This window comes from Nocardia sp. CDC160 (assembly GCF_035818795.1).
Taxonomy (GTDB): Bacteria; Actinomycetota; Actinomycetes; order Mycobacteriales; family Mycobacteriaceae; genus Nocardia.
This window is the reverse complement of record NZ_JAYKYT010000001.1, coordinates 761,234-779,894: the sequence shown is the minus strand read 5'-3', so window position 1 is coordinate 779,894 and position 18,661 is coordinate 761,234. Positions and strand designations below refer to the sequence as shown.

Genomic DNA, 18,661 nt, shown 5'->3' with positions numbered 1-18,661 from the left:
AGGCGAGACGGTGGCCGGTATGGAAACCACCGCCTCGCCCATAGCCGCCAATGCAGGGGACGGCTGGCTTTCGCGGACGCCGGGGACGTCTACTGCTGTGCGTCGGTGAGCAAACCGCCGAGCGCGCGCAGGTGATCGGTCGCGCCGCCGAGCGCGAACTCGTTGTGCTTGGCGGCCGTGAAGTACTGGTTCACGATGTGGTCGCGGTCGATGCCGACGCCGCCGTGCACGTGCACCACGGTGTGGGCGACGCGGTGGCCCGCCTCGGCGGCCCAGAACTTGGCGGTGTGGATCTCGGCGGCCGCCGGAAGTCCTTCGGCCAGTCGCCAAGCCGCCTGCTGCACGGCCAGTCGCACGCCCTGGACATCGATGTAGCCGTCGGCCAGGCGCTGGGCCACGGCCTGGAAGCTGCCGATCTTCCGGTTGAACTGCTCGCGCTCGCGCGCGTAGTCCGCGACCAGTTCCAGGCCCTTCTCGACGGTGCCGAGCTGGGTGGCGGCCAGGCCCAGCCAGGCCCGGTGCAGCAGCCACTCCAGGATTTCCGGGCCCTGCTCGACCGTGCCGACCAATTCACCCGGGGTACCGGCGAATTCGACCTCGGCCTCGGGGGAGCGGTCGGTCACGATCTGGTCCTCGATGCGGACCGACTCGTGCGCCGGGTCGACCAGGAAGACGGCGGGCGTGCCATCCACGCTGGCGGGCACCAGGATTCGGGCGGCCTGCCGGGCGTAGGGCACGGTGGTCTTGAGGCCGGTCAGCTGCCAGCCGTTGCCCGCCATGGCGGTGGTGACCGGGCGGGCGAGGTCCCAGTTGCGCTCCTCGCTCAACGCGGCGGTGAGAATGACCGACCCGCTCGCGGCCTGCGCGGCCAGCTCGCGCTGTGCGGCGGAACCGAACCGCGCCAGCGCGCCCGCGCCCAGCACGATCGACCACAGGTACGGCACCGGCGCGACCGACTTGCCCAGCTCCCGCAGGATCGAGGTCTGCTCCAGCACCCCGAAATCGCTGCCGCCCACCGCTTCCGGCAGGGCCGCGGCCAGCACGCCGGTCTCGGCGAGCGATTCCCACAGCTGTTCGTCGAAGCGCACGGTGCGCGCACCGGCGGCATCGGTGTTCTTGTCGAGTTCCCGCAGCTTGTCGGCCGTGACCAGCTTCCCGGTCACCTCGGCGGTGAGCCGGGCCAGATCCTGCTGCGCTTCGGTAAGGGTGAAATCCATGGTGAGAAACCAGCTTTCGAAATCTAGCGGGCCGCGGCGGGCTGCTTGAGAGCGGTCATGGCGATGATGTCGCGCTGCACCTCGTTGGTGCCGCCGCCGAAGGTCAGGATCAGGCAGGCGCGGTGCATGCGCTCGAGGCGGCCGCGCAGCTGCGCACCCGCCGAGTCCTGGCGCAGATAGGCCTGCGGGCCCAGGATCTCCATGAGGGCGCGGTAGGACTCGGTCGCCAGCTCGGTGCCGTACACCTTGCAGGTGGAGGCGTCCCACGGGCGCGGCGCGGCATCCCCGCCCGCATCGGCGCGCGAGGCGATCTCCCAGTTCAGCAGCTTCAGGTACTCGACCTTGGCGTGGACGCGGGCGAGGGAGATCTGCACCCACTCCTGGTCGATCACGCGAGTGCCATTGGAGTTCTTGGTGTTCCGCGCCCACTCGGTGACCTGCGCGACCGCCAGCGCCAGCGGCGCGGAGGAGGTCAGCGCCACCCGCTCGTGGTTGAGCTGATTGGTGACCAGCGACCAGCCGCCGTTCTCCGGTCCCACCATGTCCGAGTTCTTGACCCGCACGTCCTGGTAGTAGGTGGCCGAGGTGTCGGGACCGGCCATGGTGTGCACCGGCGTCCAGGAGAAGCCCTCGGCCGTGGTCGGCACGATGAACATGGAGATGCCCTTGTGCTTCTTGGCATTCGGGTCGGTGCGCGCGGCCAGCCAGATGTAGTCGGCGTAGGCGATGAGGGAGGTCCACATCTTCTGGCCGTTGATGATCCAGTCGTCGCCGTCGCGGACCGCGGAGGTGCGCAGCGAGGCCAGGTCGGTGCCCGCGCCCGGCTCGGAGTAGCCGATGGAGAAATGCAGTTCACCGGCGGCGATCTTGGGCAGGAAGAACTTCTTCTGCTCCTCGGTGCCGTAGTGCATGATCGTCGGCGCCACCGAGTTGATGGTCAGGAACGGCACCGGGGCGCCCGCGATGGCGGCCTCGTCGGTGAAGATCAGCTGATCCATGGTGGAGCGGTCCTGCCCGCCGTACTCCTTGGGCCAACCCAGCGCCAGCCAACCGTCGCGACCCATCTCGGCGACGATCTCCCGGTAGACATTGCCCTCGCCGTATTCACCGGTCTGCGCCGAAAGCGCTTGCCGCCGTTCGGGAGTGATGAGCTTGGTGAAATAGTCACGTAGCTCGGCACGCAGCTGTTCCTGTTGCGGCGTGTAGGCGATACGCATAGCAGTACCTCTAGCCTTCGTTTCTCGGTTCAGCCGATCATCGCATGCAAGTGAAACATGTTCCAGTATTGGTTCCGGTTAGGGCTACTTTGCTGGTTGCGCGCGGGTCTGGTTGTTAGGCTCGGGCACAACCTGTGGTTAAGGAGAGAAACATGAAGGTCATCGTCGACTTCGATCAGTGCGAAGCGAACGGAATCTGCGTCGGAATCGCCCCTGACGTCTTCGATCTCGATGACGACGACAACCTGCACGTCAACGAGGCCGAGGTGACCGAGGCCAACCGCCGCGATATCGAGTCGGCCGTGGCGCAATGCCCGAAGGCCGCGCTCAAGCTGGTCTGAGCGGATGCTTGCCCGCCGGGTGGAACACGTTCTAGAGTCGGCCGCGTGAGCGATTCTGATGTAAGTCTTTCCGGGCGGGTTGCCATCGTTACCGGCGCGGGCGCCGGGCTGGGGCGGGCCGAGGCCCTCGAGCTGGCCCGGGCCGGTGCTTCGGTCATCGTCAACGACCTCGCCGAGAACGACGCGGTGAGCGCGACGCTCGCCGACATCCGGGCGCTGGGCGTGAAGGCGGAGTTCGTCGGCGGCAGCATCGCCGAGCGGGCCACCGCCGACGCCCTGATCGGCACCGCCGAGGAGACCTTCGGCGGGCTGGACATCGTGGTGAACAATGCCGGGATCACCCGGGACAAGATGCTGTTCAACATGTCCGACGAGGACTTCGACGCGGTCGTCGCGGTCCACCTGCGCGGGCACTTCCTGTTGACCCGCAATGCCGCCGCGTACTGGCGCGGCAAATACAAGGAGACCGGTGCCCCGGTGTACGGGCGCATCATCAACACCTCCTCCGAGGCCGGTCTGCTCGGCCCGGCCGGACAGGCGAATTACGGTGCGGCCAAGGCCGGTATCACCGCGCTGACCCTGTCGGCGGCCCGCGCCCTCGAGAGCGTCGGCGTGCGCGCCAATGCCATCGCCCCGCGCGCTCGCACCGCCATGACCGAGAAGGTCTTCTCCGCGGCTCCCGAGGAGGGGCCGGATCCGCTCTCGCCCGATCACGTGGCGCGGCTGGTGGCCTATCTGGCCTCCCCGGCGGCCGAATCGATTTCCGGTCAGCTGTTCGTCGTGTACGGCCCGATGGTGGCCCTGATGGCGGCTCCCGTGGTGGAACGGCGTTTCGACGCCGAGGGCGAATGGACCCGCGAGGGTCTCGCGGCGACCCTGGGCGGTTATTTCGCCGAACGCGGTTCGGACGCTACGTTTTCCGCTTCCTCGCTCAAGGATCTCGGCTGAGGCTTACCTCAGTTTCCCCGCCGGGGGCTGTGAGTTTCCGTAGACACGCGGCAGTCCCCGGTGCAGCGGTTGATCACGAGATGGATCGTTGGTAGGAATGGGGATCAACCATGTGTGTCGTCTCACAGTGCGGCATATGTCTGACGGTTAGGCTGGGGTGAACATGTTCTCAAAACTGGACACCAGTTCAGAAAGAAGGCCTGTTCAAAACCGTCGAAACCTACCCGATTTGCATGAGAACGTGTTCTAATCTTCGAGCGGGACCGAGATCACATCCATATCTCGGTTGCTATAGCTAGGCAGGGGCAGGAGGAAAAGCGGGAATGAATGAAGTCCTTGCCGTACCGCTGCGGGCGGTCGGGGGGTTCTTCGAACTCGCCGGTGCTGTCGCCCGCGCCGCGGTACGGCCCCCGTTCCAGCGACGGGAATTCATCGATCAGGCCTGGTTCATCGCCCGGGTTTCCATCGTTCCGACGCTTTTGGTCGCGATTCCGTTCACCGTCCTGGTGAGCTTCACCCTGAACATTCTGTTGCGCGAAATCGGCGCGGCGGACCTTTCGGGCGCGGGTGCCGCCTTCGGCTCGGTCACCCAGATCGGCCCCATGGTCACCGTGCTCATCGTGGCCGGTGCGGGCGCGACCGCCATCTGCGCCGACCTGGGCGCGCGCACCATTCGCGAGGAGATCGACGCCATGCGGGTGCTCGGCATCGATCCGGTGCAGCGCCTGGTGGTTCCGCGTGTGCTCGCCTCGATGTTCGTGGCCTTCCTGCTCAACGGCCTGGTGTCCACCATCGGCATCCTGGGCGGCTTCCTGTTCTCGGTGCTGCTGCAGGGCGTGAACCCCGGCGCCTTCGTCAATGGCATCACCCTGCTGACCCACCTGCCCGAGCTCGTCATCTCGCAGGTGAAGGCCACGCTGTTCGGTCTCGTCGCCGGACTGGTCGCCTGCTATTTGGGCCTGAACGTGAAGGGCGGCCCCAAGAGCGTCGGCGACGCCGTGAACCAGACCGTCGTTTTCGCCTTCATGGCGCTGTTCGTCATCAACGTGGTCGTTACCGCCGTTGGCATCAAGTTCACGGCGCGGTGATCTGATGGCGTTCGTGATCCAATCTCGTTTTCCGAAGGTGACCAAGCGCTTTCGGCGCTTCAACGAGGGCCTCGACTCGGTCGGCAAGCACGCGGTGTTCTACGCGCAGTCGATCGGCTCGGTGCCCAAGGCGCTGGTGCACTACCGCACCGAGACCATTCGGCTGATCGCCGAGATCTCGATGGGCACAGGCGCTTTGGCGGTCATCGGCGGCACCGTCGTGATCGTCGGCTTCCTGACGCTGGCGGCCGGTGGCACCATCGCGGTGCAGGGCTACAGCTCGCTCGGCAATATCGGCGTGGAGGCCCTGACCGGCTTCTTCGCCGCGTTCATCAACGTTCGCATTGCGGCGCCGGTGATTTCGGGCATCGGCCTGGCCGCGACCCTCGGGGCCGGTACCACCGCGCAATTGGGCGCCATGCGCGTCTCCGAGGAGATCGACGCCCTCGAGGTGATGGCCATCCGGCCCATCCCCTTCCTGGTGGGCACCCGGATGCTCGCGGGCATCATCGCCATCATTCCGCTGTACTCCCTGGCGGTCATCGCCTCGTTCATCGCGAGTCGCTTTGCGACCGTGGTGATCTACGGACAGTCCGCCGGTGTGTACGACCATTATTTCGACACCTTCCTGATCCCCAGCGATATTCTCTGGTCGTTCGCGCAGGCGATCTTCATGGCCATGGCGGTCATGCTGATCCACACCTACTACGGCTACAACGCCGCAGGCGGTCCGGTGGGCGTGGGCGTGGCGGTAGGTAATGCGGTGCGGGCCTCGCTGATCGCGGTCGTCATGGTGACGCTGCTGATGTCGCTGGCCATCTACGGCACCTCCGGCAATTTCCATCTCTCCGGGTAGGGCGGGACATGGTGCAACAAGAGCCCAAGCGATACCTCGAACAGGCGTGGGTCATCCGCCTGGCGGGCGCGGGCCTGGTACTCGCGCTGGTCGGGGTGGTCGCCATCTGCCTGGTGAGCTTCGCGGGCGGATTCCAGAACACCGTCAAGGTGACTATCTCGTCCCCGCGGGCCGGTCTGGTCCTGGACAAGGACGCCAAGGTCAAGATCCGCGGTGTCGAGATCGGCCGGGTCCGCGACATCGTCGATACCGCCGACGGCGCCAACATCGAACTCGCCATCGAGCCGGACAAATTGAAGATGGTGCCCGCCAACGCGGGCGTCGACATCAACTCGACCACGGTGTTCGGTGCGAAGTACATCAATTTCCTGGAACCGCAGCAGCCCTCCGCCGACTCCTTGAAGCCGGGGGCGGTCGTGGCGGCGAGTTCGGTGACCGTCGAATTCAATACGCTCTTCCAGCACCTCAACGATGTGCTCGCCAAGATCGAGCCGGAGAAGCTGAACGCGACCCTGACCGCGCTGGGCCAGGCACTGGACGGCCGGGGTGACAAGATCGGGCAGTTGCTGGTCAACAGCGATGAGTACCTGAAGGACATCAACCCGAGCCTGCCGGACCTGAAACGCGATTTGCAGACCTCGGTCGGCGTGACCAATCTCTATGCCGACACCGTGCCGGATCTGTTGCGCACCACCGGAAACGTGACGGTCACCGGCGGCACGATCGTCGACGAGAAGGCCAACTTCGATCGGGTGCTCCTGAACCTCGTCGGCCTGGCCGACGACACCGGGGGCGTGCTGAAGGACAATACGCAGTCCTTGGTCACCGCGCTGGACCTGTTGCGCCCCACCGCCGAACTGCTGAACGAATACAACCCGGCGCTGTACTGCCTGGTGGTCGGATCGGCCAACGCGCTGCCGGATGGCAACCGCATCTTCGGTGGTGACAACCCGTGGGTGGCGCTGAACGCCAGCTTCATGGGCGGCGGCACGCCGTACGAGTACCCGAAGGACTTGCCGAAGGTGAATGCCACCGGTGGCCCGCACTGCGAGAACATTCTCGACCGTGTTCCGGGCAGCCACGCCAACTATCTCGTCACCGACATCACCGAGGGCGAGGTGTGGCAACCGCCGACCTCGACACATCTGAACGGCCCCAAGGTGTTCCAGTTGCTGTTCGCCGGACTGCCGGGGGTGCCGAACCCATGAGGATCAAGCCGCACGCGAGTTCGGTGAAACTGGGTATCTTCACGCTGGTCATGGTGCTGGTGTTGGCAGGGCTCGGCGTCATCTTCAGCCAGATGCGCTTCTCGCGCTCGACCGGATACCACGCGATCTTCACCAGCTCGTCCGGGATGCTGCCGGGCGCGAAGGTGCGCATCGCCGGCGTACCGGTCGGATCGGTCTCGCGGGTGTATGTGGGCAAGGACCGCCTCGCCCACGTCGACTTCGATATCGACCACCAGTACCGGATCTACTCCAGCACCCAGGCCGCGATTCGCTACGAAAACCTTGTCGGTGACCGGTATCTGGAACTGATGGACGGACCGGGCACCGCGCAGGCATTGGGCAAGGGCTCGACCATCCATGTCGAGCAGACCAAACCGGCGCTCGATCTGGACATGCTGCTGGGTGGCTTCAAGCCATTGCTGCGGGGCCTGAATCCCGACCAGGTGAACGATCTGACCGGCGCTCTGCTGCAGGTGTTCCAGGGACAGGGCGGGACGCTGGTGTCGCTGCTCAACAGTGGTGGCTCCTTCAGCAAGACCCTCGCCGACCGTGACGCTCTGATCGGCAGCGTGATCGAGAACCTGAAGACGGTGCTCGCCACCATCGACGACCGCAATCAGGACTTCGCCACCACGCTCAACGAATTGCAGCGTCTCGTCAGCGGTCTCGCCGCGGACAAGGATCCGATCGGTGCCGCGCTGCCCCGATTGGCCGGAGCCACCGGTGATCTCACCTCGCTGCTGCAGCAGGTGCGCCCGGACTTGAAGGCGAATGTCGAGCAGCTCGGCCGACTGTCGGGGAACCTGGATGATCGGAAGCCCGACGTGCAGTACGTGCTGGACCTGTTGCCCGAAACCTACAAGAAGCTGATCCGCATCGGTTCCTACGGTTCGTTCCTGAACATGTTCGTCTGCGGTGCGAACTTCCTCGTCGACGGACCCGACGGCAAGACGCAGCAGGTCAATTTCCTTGGCGGGCAGCACACCGGGAGGTGTTCCGACAAATGAACGAACAACGCTCCCCGCTGATCAATGTCGGAATCATCGGCATCGTGCTGGCGGTGACCGTCTGCTTGACGGCGCTCCAGTTCGACCGGCTGCCGTTCTTGCGGTCCGGGGCCGAGTACAGCGCCTATTTCGCCGACGCGGGTGGACTGCTGCCCGGAGATCCCGTTCAGGTGGCCGGTGTTCGCAGCGGCCGGGTCGAGGACGTGAAACTCGACGGCGCCAAGGTCAAGGTGCGCTTCACGCTGGACGAGTCGATCGTGCTGGGCGACAGGACATCCGCGGCCATCAAGACCAACACGCTGCTGGGACGCAAGTCGCTCGAGGTGCTCCCGACCGGGGGCGGTGCGATCCACAAGAACGACACGATTCCGCTGGCCCGCACCACGTCGCCGTACTCGCTCAACGACGCGCTCGGCGATCTGGCCACCACGGTCAAGGGGCTCGACACCGACCAGGTCAACAAGACCCTGGACACGCTCTCGGAGGCGTTCACCGATACGCCCGGACCGCTGCGGTCGGCGCTGGACGGGATCACTCAGCTCTCGCGCAGCCTGAACAACCGCGACCAGGCGCTCACCCAGTTGCTCTCGCACGCCCAGAACGTCACCAAGGTGCTCGGTGAGCGTGCGACGCAGATCAATTCACTGCTCGTCGACGGCAACAGCCTGCTCGGTGAGCTCGACGCGCGCCGCGCCGCACTGAGCCAGCTGATCGTCTACATCAACGGCCTGGCCAAGCAGCTCTCCGGCTTTGTCAACGACAACGAGGCGCAGCTGAAACCGACTCTGGACAAATTGAATTCGGTGCTCAAGCTGCTGCAGGACAACAAGGACAACCTGAGCAAGGCGCTCGACGAGCTCGGACCCTTCGAGGCCGCGCTGGGCGAGCAGGTCGGTAGCGGCCCGTACTTCCAGGCGTACCTGTCCAATATCGACTCGCCGATGATTCAGGTGTTGGTCGACGCGATGGTGTGGCCGCAGCATCTGCCGGATTCACTCAACGCCTACCTCAATCCGCTGCCGTCGATTCAGCCCGCAGGAACGGAGCCGCCGCGATGAACGCACTTTCCAAGGTGCCCCGCTGGGCGCGCCTGGTCGCCGCGGCGCTGGTACTCGTGGTCGCGGGATGGCTCGTCTACGGCCTGGTCTCCGATATCGGTAAGAAGCACATCACGGCCTACTTCCCCTCCACCAACGGTCTGTACGCCGGTGACGAGGTACGGGTGCTGGGCGTGAAGGTCGGCAGGATCGATTCCATCGATCCGGGCAAGGACCGGGTCACCGTGAAGCTCACCGTCGACCGCGGTATCGATCTGCCCGCCGACGCCAAGGCCGTGATCATCTCCCCGTCGCTGGTGTCGGCGCGCTTCATTCAGCTCGCGCCCGCGTACACCGGTGGAGCGAAGATGAGTGACGGTGCCTCGATTCCGGTGGAGCGCACCGCGGTTCCCGTGGAGTGGGACGACATCAAGGCCGAACTGACCAAGCTGTCCAAGGCCCTGGGCCCGATCGGCGAGGACAAGCAGGGATCCTTCGGCCGCGCCATCGACACCGCGGCCGCCAACCTCGGCAATGGCAATGCGCAGGCGTTCCGTGACACCCTCAGGGAGCTGTCCAGCACGCTGACAACGCTTTCCGGCGGGCGGACCGATCTGTTCGGCACCATCCGGAATCTGCAGCAATTCGTCGACGTGCTGTCCAAGTCCAACGATCAGATCGTTCAGTTCGGCGGTCGGCTGGCATCGGTGTCGTCCGTGCTCTCGAACGTGTCCACCGATCTGGGCAGCGGCCTCGACAACCTCGATACCGCCATCGGCGATGTGAAGCGATTCCTGGACGAACGCAGCGGCGACCTCACCGAAGGCGTGCAGCGGTTGGCCGATGCGACCCAGGTACTGGCCGACAAGAAGCCCGAGCTGGAGCGCATCATGCACTCCGGTCCAACCGCGCTGGGCAACTTCTATCAGCTCTACAAGCCCGCCCAGGGCACGCTGACCGGCTCCCTGGCCTTCCCGAACTTCGCCAACCCGATCGCGTTCCTGTGCGGTGCGGCCGAAGCCGTCGGTGCCAACCAGTCCGACAAGAGCGCCGACCTGTGCAAGCAGTACCTGGGACCGATCCTCAATTCGATCATGATGAATTACCCGCCGCTGCTGCTGAATCCGCTGACCGAGCAGAACGCCTTCCCGCAGCAGCTCACCTACAGCACGCCCGATCTGGCGAACCAGGCCCCGGCGGCCGGACCGGTTTCCGCACCGTCTCCGCAATCTCTGACGGACCTTCTCGTTCCTGGAGGTGGACGATGATGAGCCGACGGCGAATTCGCGCCGCGGGCGTGGCGATCGGGTTGGTCGCGGTGCTCGGCGTGAGCGGATGTGAATGGGACGGACTCAATTCGGTCCCGATGCCCGGCGCTGTCGGCACCGGGGAAGGGTCGTGGCAGGTCCGCATCGAGATGCCGAATGTCACGATGCTGACCCGCAATTCACCGGTCAAGGTGAACGACGTGACGGTGGGCACGGTCACCGGAATTCAGGTCGAGGGTTGGCACGCGCTGGTCACCGTGGGCTTGGAGAAGGGACTGGAGCTGCCCGCCAACGCCATCGCTCGCATCGGGCAGACCAGCTTGCTGGGTAGTAATCACCTGGAGCTCGCCGCACCGAAAGATGTACCGGCACAAGGCAGGCTGAAGGACGGGGACGTCATCCCACTGGACCGTGCCGGTGCGTACCCGACGACCGAGCAGACCCTGTCCTCGCTGTCGGTGGTGCTCAATGGCGGCGGTATTTCCCAGGTGGAGACCATTACCCGGGAGCTCGACGCCACCTTCAAGGGCCGCACCGACGCGATTCGCGACCTGCTTCCGCAGCTGAACCAGCTGACCACGACGCTCGACCAGCAGACGAACGACATCATCGCGGCGATGAGCGGACTCGACCGGTTCGCCGGAGTGCTGGCGCAGCAGAAGGATGACGTCACCGCCGCCATCACGACCATCCACCCGGCGCTGACCGTGCTTGCTGACCGCCGGGAGAACATCACCAAAGCCATTACCTCCCTGGGCGATCTGAGCGATGTCGTGCAGAAGATCATCGATCAGGGCGGCGACAACTTGAAGGCGGATCTGGCCAATCTGGAGCCAGCGCTCGAGTCCCTGGCCAATACCGGTGGAAAACTGGCCGACTCGCTGCAATGGCTGCTGACCTTCCCGTTCCCGATCAAGAACATCGACAAGGTCATCAAGGGCGACTACATGAATCTGTGGATGACGGTGGATCTCACCGGCGCCCGGCTGGATTCGAACTTCCTCACCGGCACGCCCCTGGGCGGCTCCCTCGGTGGCGCGCAGGCCACCCTCGGGTACGGGATCCCGCCCACGGCATTGGGCAAGGGCGACCCGCTGTCGGATCCGCTCAAGCCGTCGACTCAGCCCGCGACGCCGACGCCGACGCCGAGTATTCAAGGGCTGCCGCCGATTCCGGGCCTGCCCGCGATCCCCGGTCTCACAGTGCCCGCACCGCAGCAAGGGGGCGGCCGATGAAACTCACGAAATTCGTCAAGGTACAGCTGGCGATCTTCTCCGTGCTGACCGTGATCGGGCTCGCGGTCATGGGCGGCGACTATGTGAAACTGCCCGCCATGTTCGGCATCGGACGATACGGCGTGACGGTCCAATTGACGGCGACCGGTGGTCTCTACCAGTCGGCGAACGTGGCCTACCGCGGTACCAATGTCGGCAAGGTGGAGGAGGTCCGACTCACCCCCGCCGGAGTCGACGCCAAGCTGTCCATCAACAGCGACTTCAAGATCCCGAGTGATGTCGACGCGTACGTGAAGAGCGTCTCGGCGGTCGGCGAGCAGTACGTCGACCTGGTGCCTGCCGAATCGCCGAAAGGCGGGAATCTGCACGATGGTTCGGTCATCCCGGTCGAGCGCACCAAACTGCCGCAGGACGTCGGTGACATGCTCGACCAGGCCGACCGGCTGCTGTCGACCGTCGCGGACACCAAACTGGCCGAGGTGATCAACGAGGCGTTCGTGGCGTTCAACGGCGCGGGGCCGGATTTGCAACGGTTGCTCGACTCGGCCTCCCTGCTGGTGCAGGAGGCCAAGGACAACACCGAGCCGACCAAGGATCTGTTGGACAAGCTCGGGCCCCTGCTCGACACCCAGAACCAGTCCGCGGATTCCATCCGCAGCTGGACCAAGGACCTTGCCACCGTCACCGATCAACTGCGCCAACATGATCCGTCGCTGAGATCGGTCCTACAGCACACGCCCTCCACGATCCAGCGGGTGAACCAGACCTTCCAGGACCTGAAGCCCACGCTGCCGATTCTGCTCGCCAATATGATCAGCGTCGGGCAGGTCGGCGTCACGTATCACGCCGGGCTCGAACAGATCCTCGTGATCTATCCGCCGCTGCTGGCGGCACTGCTCACCTCAATCCGCGGGCCGCTTCAGTACGGCGCGATGGTCGACTTCATGCTCGGCCTCAACGACCCGCCGGGTTGCACGACGGGCTTCCTACCGGCCGACCAGCGACGCTCGCCCGCCGACCTGTCCCAGTTGGATACTCCGGACAACCTGTACTGCAAGGTGGCGCAGAACGCCAAGGAAGCGGTGCGCGGCATCCGCAATACCCCGTGTGCGGAGGTACCGGGGAAGCGGGCTCCGACCCCGGAGCTGTGCCGCGACCCGAATGGCTATGTCCCCGAGGGCGATAATCCGCCCATCGGATCGCCCCGGCCGGTGGACAACAACGGTAAGCCGATCGCCAATCTGCTGGATAACCAGAAGACACCGTTCATCGGAAATCTGGACCCGGCTACTGGCACATTCGTCGGACCCGATGGCCGCGTGTACCGTCAGGGAGGCGTCAACGCAGATGGCTCCACGAAGGTGCCCTCGAGTTGGCAGGAGTTACTTCAGGAGCCAGCGCGATGAGCGAAAACACAGCAAATCGAGGCCGCGCTCGGCGGCGAGTCGTTCGGCAGGCGGGGCCGCCCGTTGAAGGCGATGGCGCGGCCGTCGAAATCCGAGAATCGGTTGTCGTCCATGTGAGTCCGGAACGGGCCGCGGTCGACGCCGAGCCGACGCCCGTCGCGGAGCCGGACGCCGAGCCCGCTGCGGCCGACAGCGTGGTGGATCCCGTGTCGGCGAATGGGGATTCCGTAGAGCAGACCGAGCCCGAGCACGCCGAACCGAAGTCGCGAATTCGGAAAGTGATCGGTTCGCTCGGTCGGGTCGGCACGGTCGCGGCGGCGGTCGCACTGGTGTCGGCGCTGGTGCTCATCGGTTCGACGGGTCTGTTCTTCTATCACCAGCATCGGGCCGACACGCTCAGCCAACGGCGCGCCGAATACATTCAGGTCGCCAAGCAGGCGTACATCAACATGGTCACCGTTTCCGACTCGTCCAGCGGTCCCGATATCGACCGACTGCTGTCGGTCACGGGCGGCGGGCTCAAGAATGATGTCTCGCAGAATCGCGACGACATCAAGAAGTTCTTCGAGCAGCTGAAGGTGCAGTCGTCGGGCAAGGTCATCGCGGCGGCGATCGAGAGCGATGACGCCGATTCGGCCAGCGTGCTGTTGCTGGCGCAGCAGACGGTGTCCAATGTCGCCACCAACGGCCCGATGCAGCGGGACTATCGCGTCCGGGTGCACGTCACCCGCAGCGGCGATACCGTGTCCGCTTCGAACCTGGAGATTGTGCCGTGAAGTTCGACAAGCGCTCCCTCCTCGTCGGCGTCGCCGCGGTGCTTTTCGTCGCGGCCGCGGTCGTCGGGTCGTTGACGGGATACCGGTTCTGGTCCGATCGGCAAGCCGAACAGAACCGCTCCTCCGCGATGGCCGTCGCACAGGACACCGTCGAGGAGTTGTTCTCGTACAACTACGACACCGCCGAAAAGAAGCTGCCGCAGGTCGCCGACAAGCTCACCAGCGACTACCGGGACTCCTACATGAAGGTGATTCAGGATCAGGCCATTCCGGCGGCGAAGGAGAAGAAGCTCTCCGTCCAGACGGTTGTCCACGCCACCGGCGTGATCTCGACGACCCGGGACAAGGCCACGGTCCTCGTCATCGCCAACCAGCGCTTCTCGAGCACCGACTCGGCCCAGGAGACGATCACCAGCGACCGTCTCCAGGTGGAACTCACCAAGCAACACGACAACTGGCTCATCTCCGATATCAAGCCGATCTGAGCATCCACCGCGGCGTCGGAGAGCGAGTGTGGCCCGGTGGCCGCGCGCGTTTTTCGTTGCTGCGCAGCGGTTGTCGATTGGTAGGCGACTTTGAGGCGATTTAGGCTGCTGCACGGGGAGTGCACGCTGAGTGAGAGTGCACGCTGAGTAGTCAGGATCGATCGTGGGTAGCAAGACGGCGCCGTGGACCGCGGCGGATATTCCAGATCTGCAGGGGCGCACCGCGATTGTGACCGGGGCGAGTGCGGGGCTGGGGTTGGAGACGGCGCGGCGGTTGGCCGAGCGTGGGGCTCGGGTGGTGTTGGCTTGTCGGAGTGCGGAGAAGGCGGCTGCGGCGGCGGAAGACATTCGGCAGACCGCGCCGGGGGCCGAATTGCCGTTCGTGGAGCTGGATTTGGCTTCGTTGGAGTCGGTGCGGAAGGCTGCGGCGGAGGTGCGGGGGGAGTTCGAGCGGGTCGATTTGTTGGTGAACAACGCGGGGATGTTGAGTCGGGAGCGGACGTTCACGGTGGATGGGTTCGAAACCACCTTTGCCACCAATCATCTGGGGCCGTTCGCGTTTACGGGGCTGATCTTCGATCTGTTGCGGGCCGCGCCGGAGGGGCGGGTGGTGACGGTGGCCAGCGGGATGCCCGCGCAGAAGGGGCTCTGGCTCGATCTGGACGATCTCGGCTTCGAGCGCCGCAAGTACAAGCCTTTGCGGGCCTATTCGCAGTCCAAGCAGGCCAATGCCATTTTCGGGCTGGAGTTGCAGCGGCGGCTCAATGGCACCGACAGCGCGCTGATCTCGGTCCTCGCGCACCCGGGGGCCGCCGAGTCCGACTTCGCTCAGAACCTCGGGCCCGCAGTGCAATTCCTGTCGCGGCCCTCGCTGCGGTGGATATTCCGGTTCGCCATGCAGACCGTCGAGATGGGCGCGCTGCCCACCCTGCGCGCGGCCACCGATCCCACGGTGCGCGGCGGCGACTTCTTCGGGCCGTCCGGCAATACCAAGGGGTATCCGGTGCTGAACGAGGCGAGCGAGCAGACGCGCGATCCTGAGCTGGCGGCGCGGCTGTGGGCCGAGTCGGAACGGCTCACCGGCGTCACCTACCGATTCGAGGACGCGGACTAGGCGACAACGTGGAACGCCCCCTGGAAACTCCAGGGGGCGTTCGCGTTTCGGTGCTCAGCGGCGCACGTCGGGGTCCACGTCGTCGTCGGTGAGCAGGGCGCTGCCCGCGACGCGGTCGGTGGCGAGGGCGTCGAGGAAGGCGCGGGCCCAGCGGTCCACGTCGTGGGTCAGCACCTGGCGGCGCAGCGAGCGCATGCGGCGGCGACGGGTGTCGCGGTCGTCGTCGATCGCGCCGATCAGGGCGTCCTTGACGCTGTCGAGGTCATGCGGGTTGCACAGGTAGGCCTGGCGCAATTCCGCTGCCGCACCGGTGAATTCGGAGAGCACCAGCGCGCCGCCCAGGCCGCCCTGGCAGGCCACGTACTCCTTGGCGACCAGGTTCATGCCGTCCCGCAGCGGCGTCACCACCATGACGTCGGCCGCCACGAAGAAGGCGACCAGTTCCTCGCGCGGGATCGGGCGGTGCAGGTAGTGCACCACCGGATAGCCCACGCGGGAGAACTCGCCATTGATCCGGCCCACCTGGCGTTCGATGTCGCCGCGCATCTGCTTGTAGGACTCGACCCGCTCGCGGCTGGGCGTCGCCAGCTGCACCATGACCGTGTCCTCGGGATTGACCCGGCCCTCGTGCAGCAGCTCCTCGAGTGCGGCCAGGCGGATGTCGATGCCCTTGGTGTAGTCCAGCCGGTCCACACCCAACAGGATCGTCTTCGGATTGCCCAGTTCCGCACGGATTTTCGCGGCCCGCTCGCGCACGCTGCGGCGGCGCGAGTACTCGTCGAGCTCGGTGGAGGTGATGGAGATCGGGAACGCGCCCACCCGCACCGTGCGGAAACCCACCTGCACCACACCGAGTTTCGAGCGCACACCCACATTGCCGCGCGAAGTCGGCTGTCCGGCAAGGCGTCTGGCCAGGTACAGGAAGTTCTGCGCGCCGCCGGGCAGGTGGAAGCCGATCAGGTCGGCGCCCAGCAGGCCCTCGACGATCTCGGTGCGCCAGGGCATCTGCATGAACAGTTCCACCGGCGGGAACGGAATGTGCAGGAAGAAGCCGATGGTCAGATCGGGGCGCAGCATGCGCAGCATCTTGGGCACCAGCTGCAGCTGGTAGTCCTGCACCCACACCGTCGCGCCCTCGGCGGCCACCTTCGCGGTGTACTCGGCGAAGCGGCGGTTCACCTGCACGTACGCCTGCCACCACTGGCGGTCGTACACCGGCCGCACGATCACGTCGTGATACAGCGGCCACAGCGTGGCGTTGGAGAAGCCCTCGTAGTAGTCGGCGACCTCTTCGGCCGACAGCGGCACCGGGTGCAGTTCCAGGCCGTCCTCGACGATCGGATCCAGTTCCACATCGGGGACACCGGCCCAGCCGACCCAGGCGCCCTTGTTGTTGCGCAGTACCGGCTCGAGTGCGGTCACCAGGCCGCCGGGGCTGCGCTTCCAACGGGTGGTGCCGTCGGGTAGTCGCTCCAGGTCGACGGGTAGCCGGTTCGCGACGACGACAAAACCGGAACCGGAGCTGTCCGGCTGCACGGTTCTATTCGCCTCGCGTCGGACCGATGCCCAGCATCGACAGCAGCATGCGGCACTCGTCGGCGTCGGAGGCGTAGGCGGCCACCACGCGCTGAGCCTGGCGAGCGGTTTCGTCGGCGAGCGGTTCCAGATCGTCGTCCGCGATGTCGTTGGCGCCGGTCTTCGCGGCCATATCGATGTCCTCTCGGGAAAGTCTGCTGGTGCGTGACGTCCATCGTATCCGTCGGGAAAGTCGTGCTCGCCCGCTGCTCGTATTGCGAGCCCCAACCGCAATGGTGAGGGACGAAACGTTCCGGGTCCCGATACCTATACGGTGGACGAAAGCACGAGTCGAAACACCTGATGAAGGGGTCGCAAGCATGCCGTTGGCGACGGTGAACGGAATCTCGCTGAACTACCAGGTCAAGGGAGACCGCTCCAAGGGCACCGACGTCAAAGGGTCCGCGCCGCTGGTCGTCATGATCATGGGCACCGGCAGCGGCGGCCGGGTGTGGGAACTGCACCAGGTGCCCGCGCTGGTGGCGGCCGGATACCGGGTCTGCACCTTCGACAATCGCGGCATCGCACCGTCTTTCGAATCGCCCAACGGAATCACCATCGACGATCTGGTCCGCGACACCGCGGCCCTCATCGAATTCCTCGACGAGGGACCGGCGCTGGTGGTCGGACAGTCCATGGGCTCGCGGGTCGCGCAGGAACTCGCGCTGACTCGGCCCGATCTGGTGCGCAAGGCCGTGTTCATGGCCGGACACGCCCGGCTCGACCAATTCCAGAAGACGCTGTCGCTGGGCGAACACGAACTCGACACCACCGGCGTGCGGCTGCCCGCCAAATACGAGGCCGCCATGACCGCCCTGATGAACCTCAGCCCGGCCACCCTGGCCGACGCGCACGCCGCGCGCGACTGGCTGGACCTGTTCGAATTCACCGGCGGCCCGGTCACTCCCGGCGTGCGGGCACAGCGGCGCATGGACCACGACTTCGACCGCACCGCCGCCTACAAGGCCATCACCGTGCCGTGTCTGTCCGTGGGCTTCGCCGACGACCGGATGATTCCGCCCTATCTTTCCCGCGAGGTCGCCGATATCATTCCGGGTGCCCGCTACCAGGAGGTTCCCGACGCCGGGCACTTCGGTTACCTCGAGCAGCCGGAGGCCGTCAACAAGATCCTGCTCGAGTTCTTCGCGGCCTGAATGCTTCGCCCGGTCAAGGAAGTGCAGGTAACCGCCCAGCGGTAACACCTGCCTTGCTAGGGTCGAATCAACGTCGGGGGCTCGTTCCAAACACTGCGGTGTTGGGCGATCCGTCTACGTACTCCGTACACAGCGCCAGTATCCAGTGAGGTGAAATGAGCACCAATCCCTTCGATGACGAAGACGGCCGGTTCTTCGTCCTGGTCAACGATGAGGAACAGCACTCCCTGTGGCCCGCCTTCGCCGAGGTTCCGGCGGGTTGGCGAGTCGTTTTCGGCGAGGACTCCCGCGCCGCGTGCGTCGAGTATGTCGAAAAGAACTGGACCGATATGCGGCCGAAGAGCCTGCGTGACGCCATGGCGGCGGACGACGCGGCACGTCAGGCGGCGCAGTCCTGACACCCTGCGGTTAGTCCGATACTGCGCGAACGGCTTCCGAACGCGGCCGCGCGACGCTCCTGGCGTCGCCCGGTCGTGCTCCGGTTCCAGACGCAGCATCGTTCCGACCGGGACGTCGGCTTTTCCGCGCAGCCGACGACCCCGGTTATGATTGCTCCGCTTCCGCCTCCTTAGCTCAGTGGTAGAGCACCGCTCTTGTAAAGCGAAGGTCGTCAGTTCAATCCTGACAGGGGGCTCGACGACGAACGCCGGTCGATCATCGACCGGCGTTCGTCGTATTTCCGAGTCGTCGCCGTTCCCAGGAAACTCC

General features: G+C 65.5%; 19 protein-coding genes and 1 tRNA gene. 16 read left to right on the top strand and 4 right to left on the bottom strand.

The genetic code is table 11. The features are described 5' to 3' along the window. Positions 1-89: 89 nt before the first annotated feature. Positions 90-1,217: an acyl-CoA dehydrogenase family protein gene (locus VMT40_RS03370; RefSeq protein ID WP_326356484.1), complete on the bottom strand. Its 1,128-nt coding sequence runs from the start codon at positions 1,215-1,217 to the stop codon at positions 90-92. Between the two features lie 23 nt (positions 1,218-1,240). Next, positions 1,241-2,434 carry an acyl-CoA dehydrogenase family protein gene (locus VMT40_RS03365; protein ID WP_326356483.1) on the bottom strand — a complete coding sequence of 398 codons (1,194 nt, stop codon included), beginning with the start codon at positions 2,432-2,434 and terminating at the stop codon, positions 1,241-1,243. Between the two features lie 152 nt (positions 2,435-2,586). On the opposite strand from VMT40_RS03365, the gene VMT40_RS03360 reads away from it, so the two are divergent. The 13 genes from VMT40_RS03360 to VMT40_RS03300 all read left to right on the top strand — a co-directional run bounded on the left by VMT40_RS03360 (position 2,587) and on the right by VMT40_RS03300 (position 15,224). Beyond that, positions 2,587-2,775 (top strand): ferredoxin, encoded by a 189-nt coding sequence (locus VMT40_RS03360; protein ID WP_040854753.1) that lies wholly within the window; start codon positions 2,587-2,589, stop codon positions 2,773-2,775. A gap of 45 nt (positions 2,776-2,820) precedes the next feature. Further along, on the top strand, positions 2,821-3,723 hold the full coding sequence (locus VMT40_RS03355) for a 3-oxoacyl-ACP reductase (protein WP_326356482.1): 903 nt from the start codon (positions 2,821-2,823) through the stop codon (positions 3,721-3,723). Positions 3,724-4,046: 323 nt separating this feature from the next. After that, positions 4,047-4,811, top strand: a complete 765-nt coding sequence (locus VMT40_RS03350) for an MlaE family ABC transporter permease (protein ID WP_326356481.1) — start codon at positions 4,047-4,049, stop codon at positions 4,809-4,811. A gap of 4 nt (positions 4,812-4,815) precedes the next feature. Further along, the gene (locus tag VMT40_RS03345) at positions 4,816-5,667 is read left to right on the top strand and encodes an MlaE family ABC transporter permease (protein WP_326356480.1); all 852 of its coding nucleotides are present in this window, start codon (positions 4,816-4,818) and stop codon (positions 5,665-5,667) included. A gap of 8 nt (positions 5,668-5,675) precedes the next feature. After that, positions 5,676-6,875 (top strand): MCE family protein, encoded by a 1,200-nt coding sequence (locus tag VMT40_RS03340; RefSeq protein ID WP_326356479.1) that lies wholly within the window; start codon positions 5,676-5,678, stop codon positions 6,873-6,875. Further along, positions 6,872-7,903, top strand: a complete 1,032-nt coding sequence (locus tag VMT40_RS03335) for an MCE family protein (protein ID WP_442789893.1) — start codon at positions 6,872-6,874, stop codon at positions 7,901-7,903. Before VMT40_RS03340 ends, VMT40_RS03335 begins: the two co-directional genes overlap by 4 nt. Then, positions 7,900-8,961, top strand: a complete 1,062-nt coding sequence (locus VMT40_RS03330) for an MCE family protein (protein WP_326356478.1) — start codon at positions 7,900-7,902, stop codon at positions 8,959-8,961. The genes VMT40_RS03335 and VMT40_RS03330 overlap by 4 nt, the downstream gene beginning before the upstream one ends. After that, on the top strand, positions 8,958-10,208 hold the full coding sequence (locus tag VMT40_RS03325; protein WP_326356477.1) for an MCE family protein: 1,251 nt from the start codon (positions 8,958-8,960) through the stop codon (positions 10,206-10,208). The genes VMT40_RS03330 and VMT40_RS03325 overlap by 4 nt, the downstream gene beginning before the upstream one ends. Further along, positions 10,205-11,443 carry an MCE family protein gene (locus VMT40_RS03320; protein WP_442789892.1) on the top strand — a complete coding sequence of 413 codons (1,239 nt, stop codon included), beginning with the start codon at positions 10,205-10,207 and terminating at the stop codon, positions 11,441-11,443. Before VMT40_RS03325 ends, VMT40_RS03320 begins: the two co-directional genes overlap by 4 nt. Then, complete coding sequence (locus VMT40_RS03315; RefSeq protein ID WP_326356475.1) at positions 11,440-12,849, top strand: MlaD family protein; 1,410 nt, start codon at positions 11,440-11,442, stop codon at positions 12,847-12,849. The genes VMT40_RS03320 and VMT40_RS03315 overlap by 4 nt, the downstream gene beginning before the upstream one ends. Beyond that, entirely contained in the window at positions 12,846-13,625 is a 780-nt protein-coding gene (locus VMT40_RS03310) for a hypothetical protein (protein ID WP_326356474.1), read from the top strand. Before VMT40_RS03315 ends, VMT40_RS03310 begins: the two co-directional genes overlap by 4 nt. After that, positions 13,622-14,110, top strand: coding sequence for a h domain protein (locus VMT40_RS03305; protein ID WP_326356473.1), 489 nt, complete (start codon positions 13,622-13,624; stop codon positions 14,108-14,110). Before VMT40_RS03310 ends, VMT40_RS03305 begins: the two co-directional genes overlap by 4 nt. 163 nt (positions 14,111-14,273) lie before the next feature. Continuing rightward, positions 14,274-15,224, top strand: a complete 951-nt coding sequence (locus VMT40_RS03300; protein ID WP_326356472.1) for an oxidoreductase — start codon at positions 14,274-14,276, stop codon at positions 15,222-15,224. A gap of 54 nt (positions 15,225-15,278) precedes the next feature. Here VMT40_RS03300 and VMT40_RS03295 read toward each other — a convergent pair whose 3' ends face one another. Together VMT40_RS03295 and VMT40_RS03290 are read right to left on the bottom strand one after the other, a co-directional pair. Beyond that, positions 15,279-16,760 (bottom strand): alpha,alpha-trehalose-phosphate synthase (UDP-forming), encoded by a 1,482-nt coding sequence (locus VMT40_RS03295; RefSeq protein ID WP_326356471.1) that lies wholly within the window; start codon positions 16,758-16,760, stop codon positions 15,279-15,281. Between the two features lie 4 nt (positions 16,761-16,764). Next, positions 16,765-16,932, bottom strand: coding sequence for a hypothetical protein (locus tag VMT40_RS03290; RefSeq protein ID WP_326309841.1), 168 nt, complete (start codon positions 16,930-16,932; stop codon positions 16,765-16,767). 187 nt (positions 16,933-17,119) lie between these two features. On the opposite strand from VMT40_RS03290, the gene VMT40_RS03285 reads away from it, so the two are divergent. From VMT40_RS03285 to VMT40_RS03275, 3 genes are all read left to right on the top strand, one after another. Further along, complete coding sequence (locus VMT40_RS03285) at positions 17,120-17,953, top strand: alpha/beta fold hydrolase (protein ID WP_326356470.1); 834 nt, start codon at positions 17,120-17,122, stop codon at positions 17,951-17,953. 155 nt (positions 17,954-18,108) lie between these two features. Continuing rightward, the gene (locus VMT40_RS03280) at positions 18,109-18,351 is read left to right on the top strand and encodes an MbtH family protein (RefSeq protein ID WP_019931522.1); all 243 of its coding nucleotides are present in this window, start codon (positions 18,109-18,111) and stop codon (positions 18,349-18,351) included. Between the two features lie 164 nt (positions 18,352-18,515). After that, a tRNA-Thr gene (locus VMT40_RS03275) sits at positions 18,516-18,587 on the top strand. Positions 18,588-18,661: the final 74 nt, after the last annotated feature.

Coding starts and splice junctions, on each gene's coding strand:
- VMT40_RS03285 (WP_326356470.1), top strand. CDS start 17,120: ATGCCGTTGGCGACGGTGAACGGAATCTCGCTGAACTACCAGGTCAAG.
- VMT40_RS03310 (WP_326356474.1), top strand. CDS start 12,846: ATGAGCGAAAACACAGCAAATCGAGGCCGCGCTCGGCGGCGAGTCGTT.
- VMT40_RS03360 (WP_040854753.1), top strand. CDS start 2,587: ATGAAGGTCATCGTCGACTTCGATCAGTGCGAAGCGAACGGAATCTGC.
- VMT40_RS03320 (WP_442789892.1), top strand. CDS start 10,205: ATGATGAGCCGACGGCGAATTCGCGCCGCGGGCGTGGCGATCGGGTTG.
- VMT40_RS03315 (WP_326356475.1), top strand. CDS start 11,440: ATGAAACTCACGAAATTCGTCAAGGTACAGCTGGCGATCTTCTCCGTG.
- VMT40_RS03325 (WP_326356477.1), top strand. CDS start 8,958: ATGAACGCACTTTCCAAGGTGCCCCGCTGGGCGCGCCTGGTCGCCGCG.
- VMT40_RS03340 (WP_326356479.1), top strand. CDS start 5,676: ATGGTGCAACAAGAGCCCAAGCGATACCTCGAACAGGCGTGGGTCATC.
- VMT40_RS03280 (WP_019931522.1), top strand. CDS start 18,109: ATGAGCACCAATCCCTTCGATGACGAAGACGGCCGGTTCTTCGTCCTG.
- VMT40_RS03350 (WP_326356481.1), top strand. CDS start 4,047: ATGAATGAAGTCCTTGCCGTACCGCTGCGGGCGGTCGGGGGGTTCTTC.
- VMT40_RS03365 (WP_326356483.1), bottom strand. CDS start 2,434: ATGCGTATCGCCTACACGCCGCAACAGGAACAGCTGCGTGCCGAGCTA.
- VMT40_RS03330 (WP_326356478.1), top strand. CDS start 7,900: ATGAACGAACAACGCTCCCCGCTGATCAATGTCGGAATCATCGGCATC.
- VMT40_RS03335 (WP_442789893.1), top strand. CDS start 6,872: ATGAGGATCAAGCCGCACGCGAGTTCGGTGAAACTGGGTATCTTCACG.
- VMT40_RS03345 (WP_326356480.1), top strand. CDS start 4,816: ATGGCGTTCGTGATCCAATCTCGTTTTCCGAAGGTGACCAAGCGCTTT.
- VMT40_RS03370 (WP_326356484.1), bottom strand. CDS start 1,217: ATGGATTTCACCCTTACCGAAGCGCAGCAGGATCTGGCCCGGCTCACC.
- VMT40_RS03290 (WP_326309841.1), bottom strand. CDS start 16,932: ATGGCCGCGAAGACCGGCGCCAACGACATCGCGGACGACGATCTGGAA.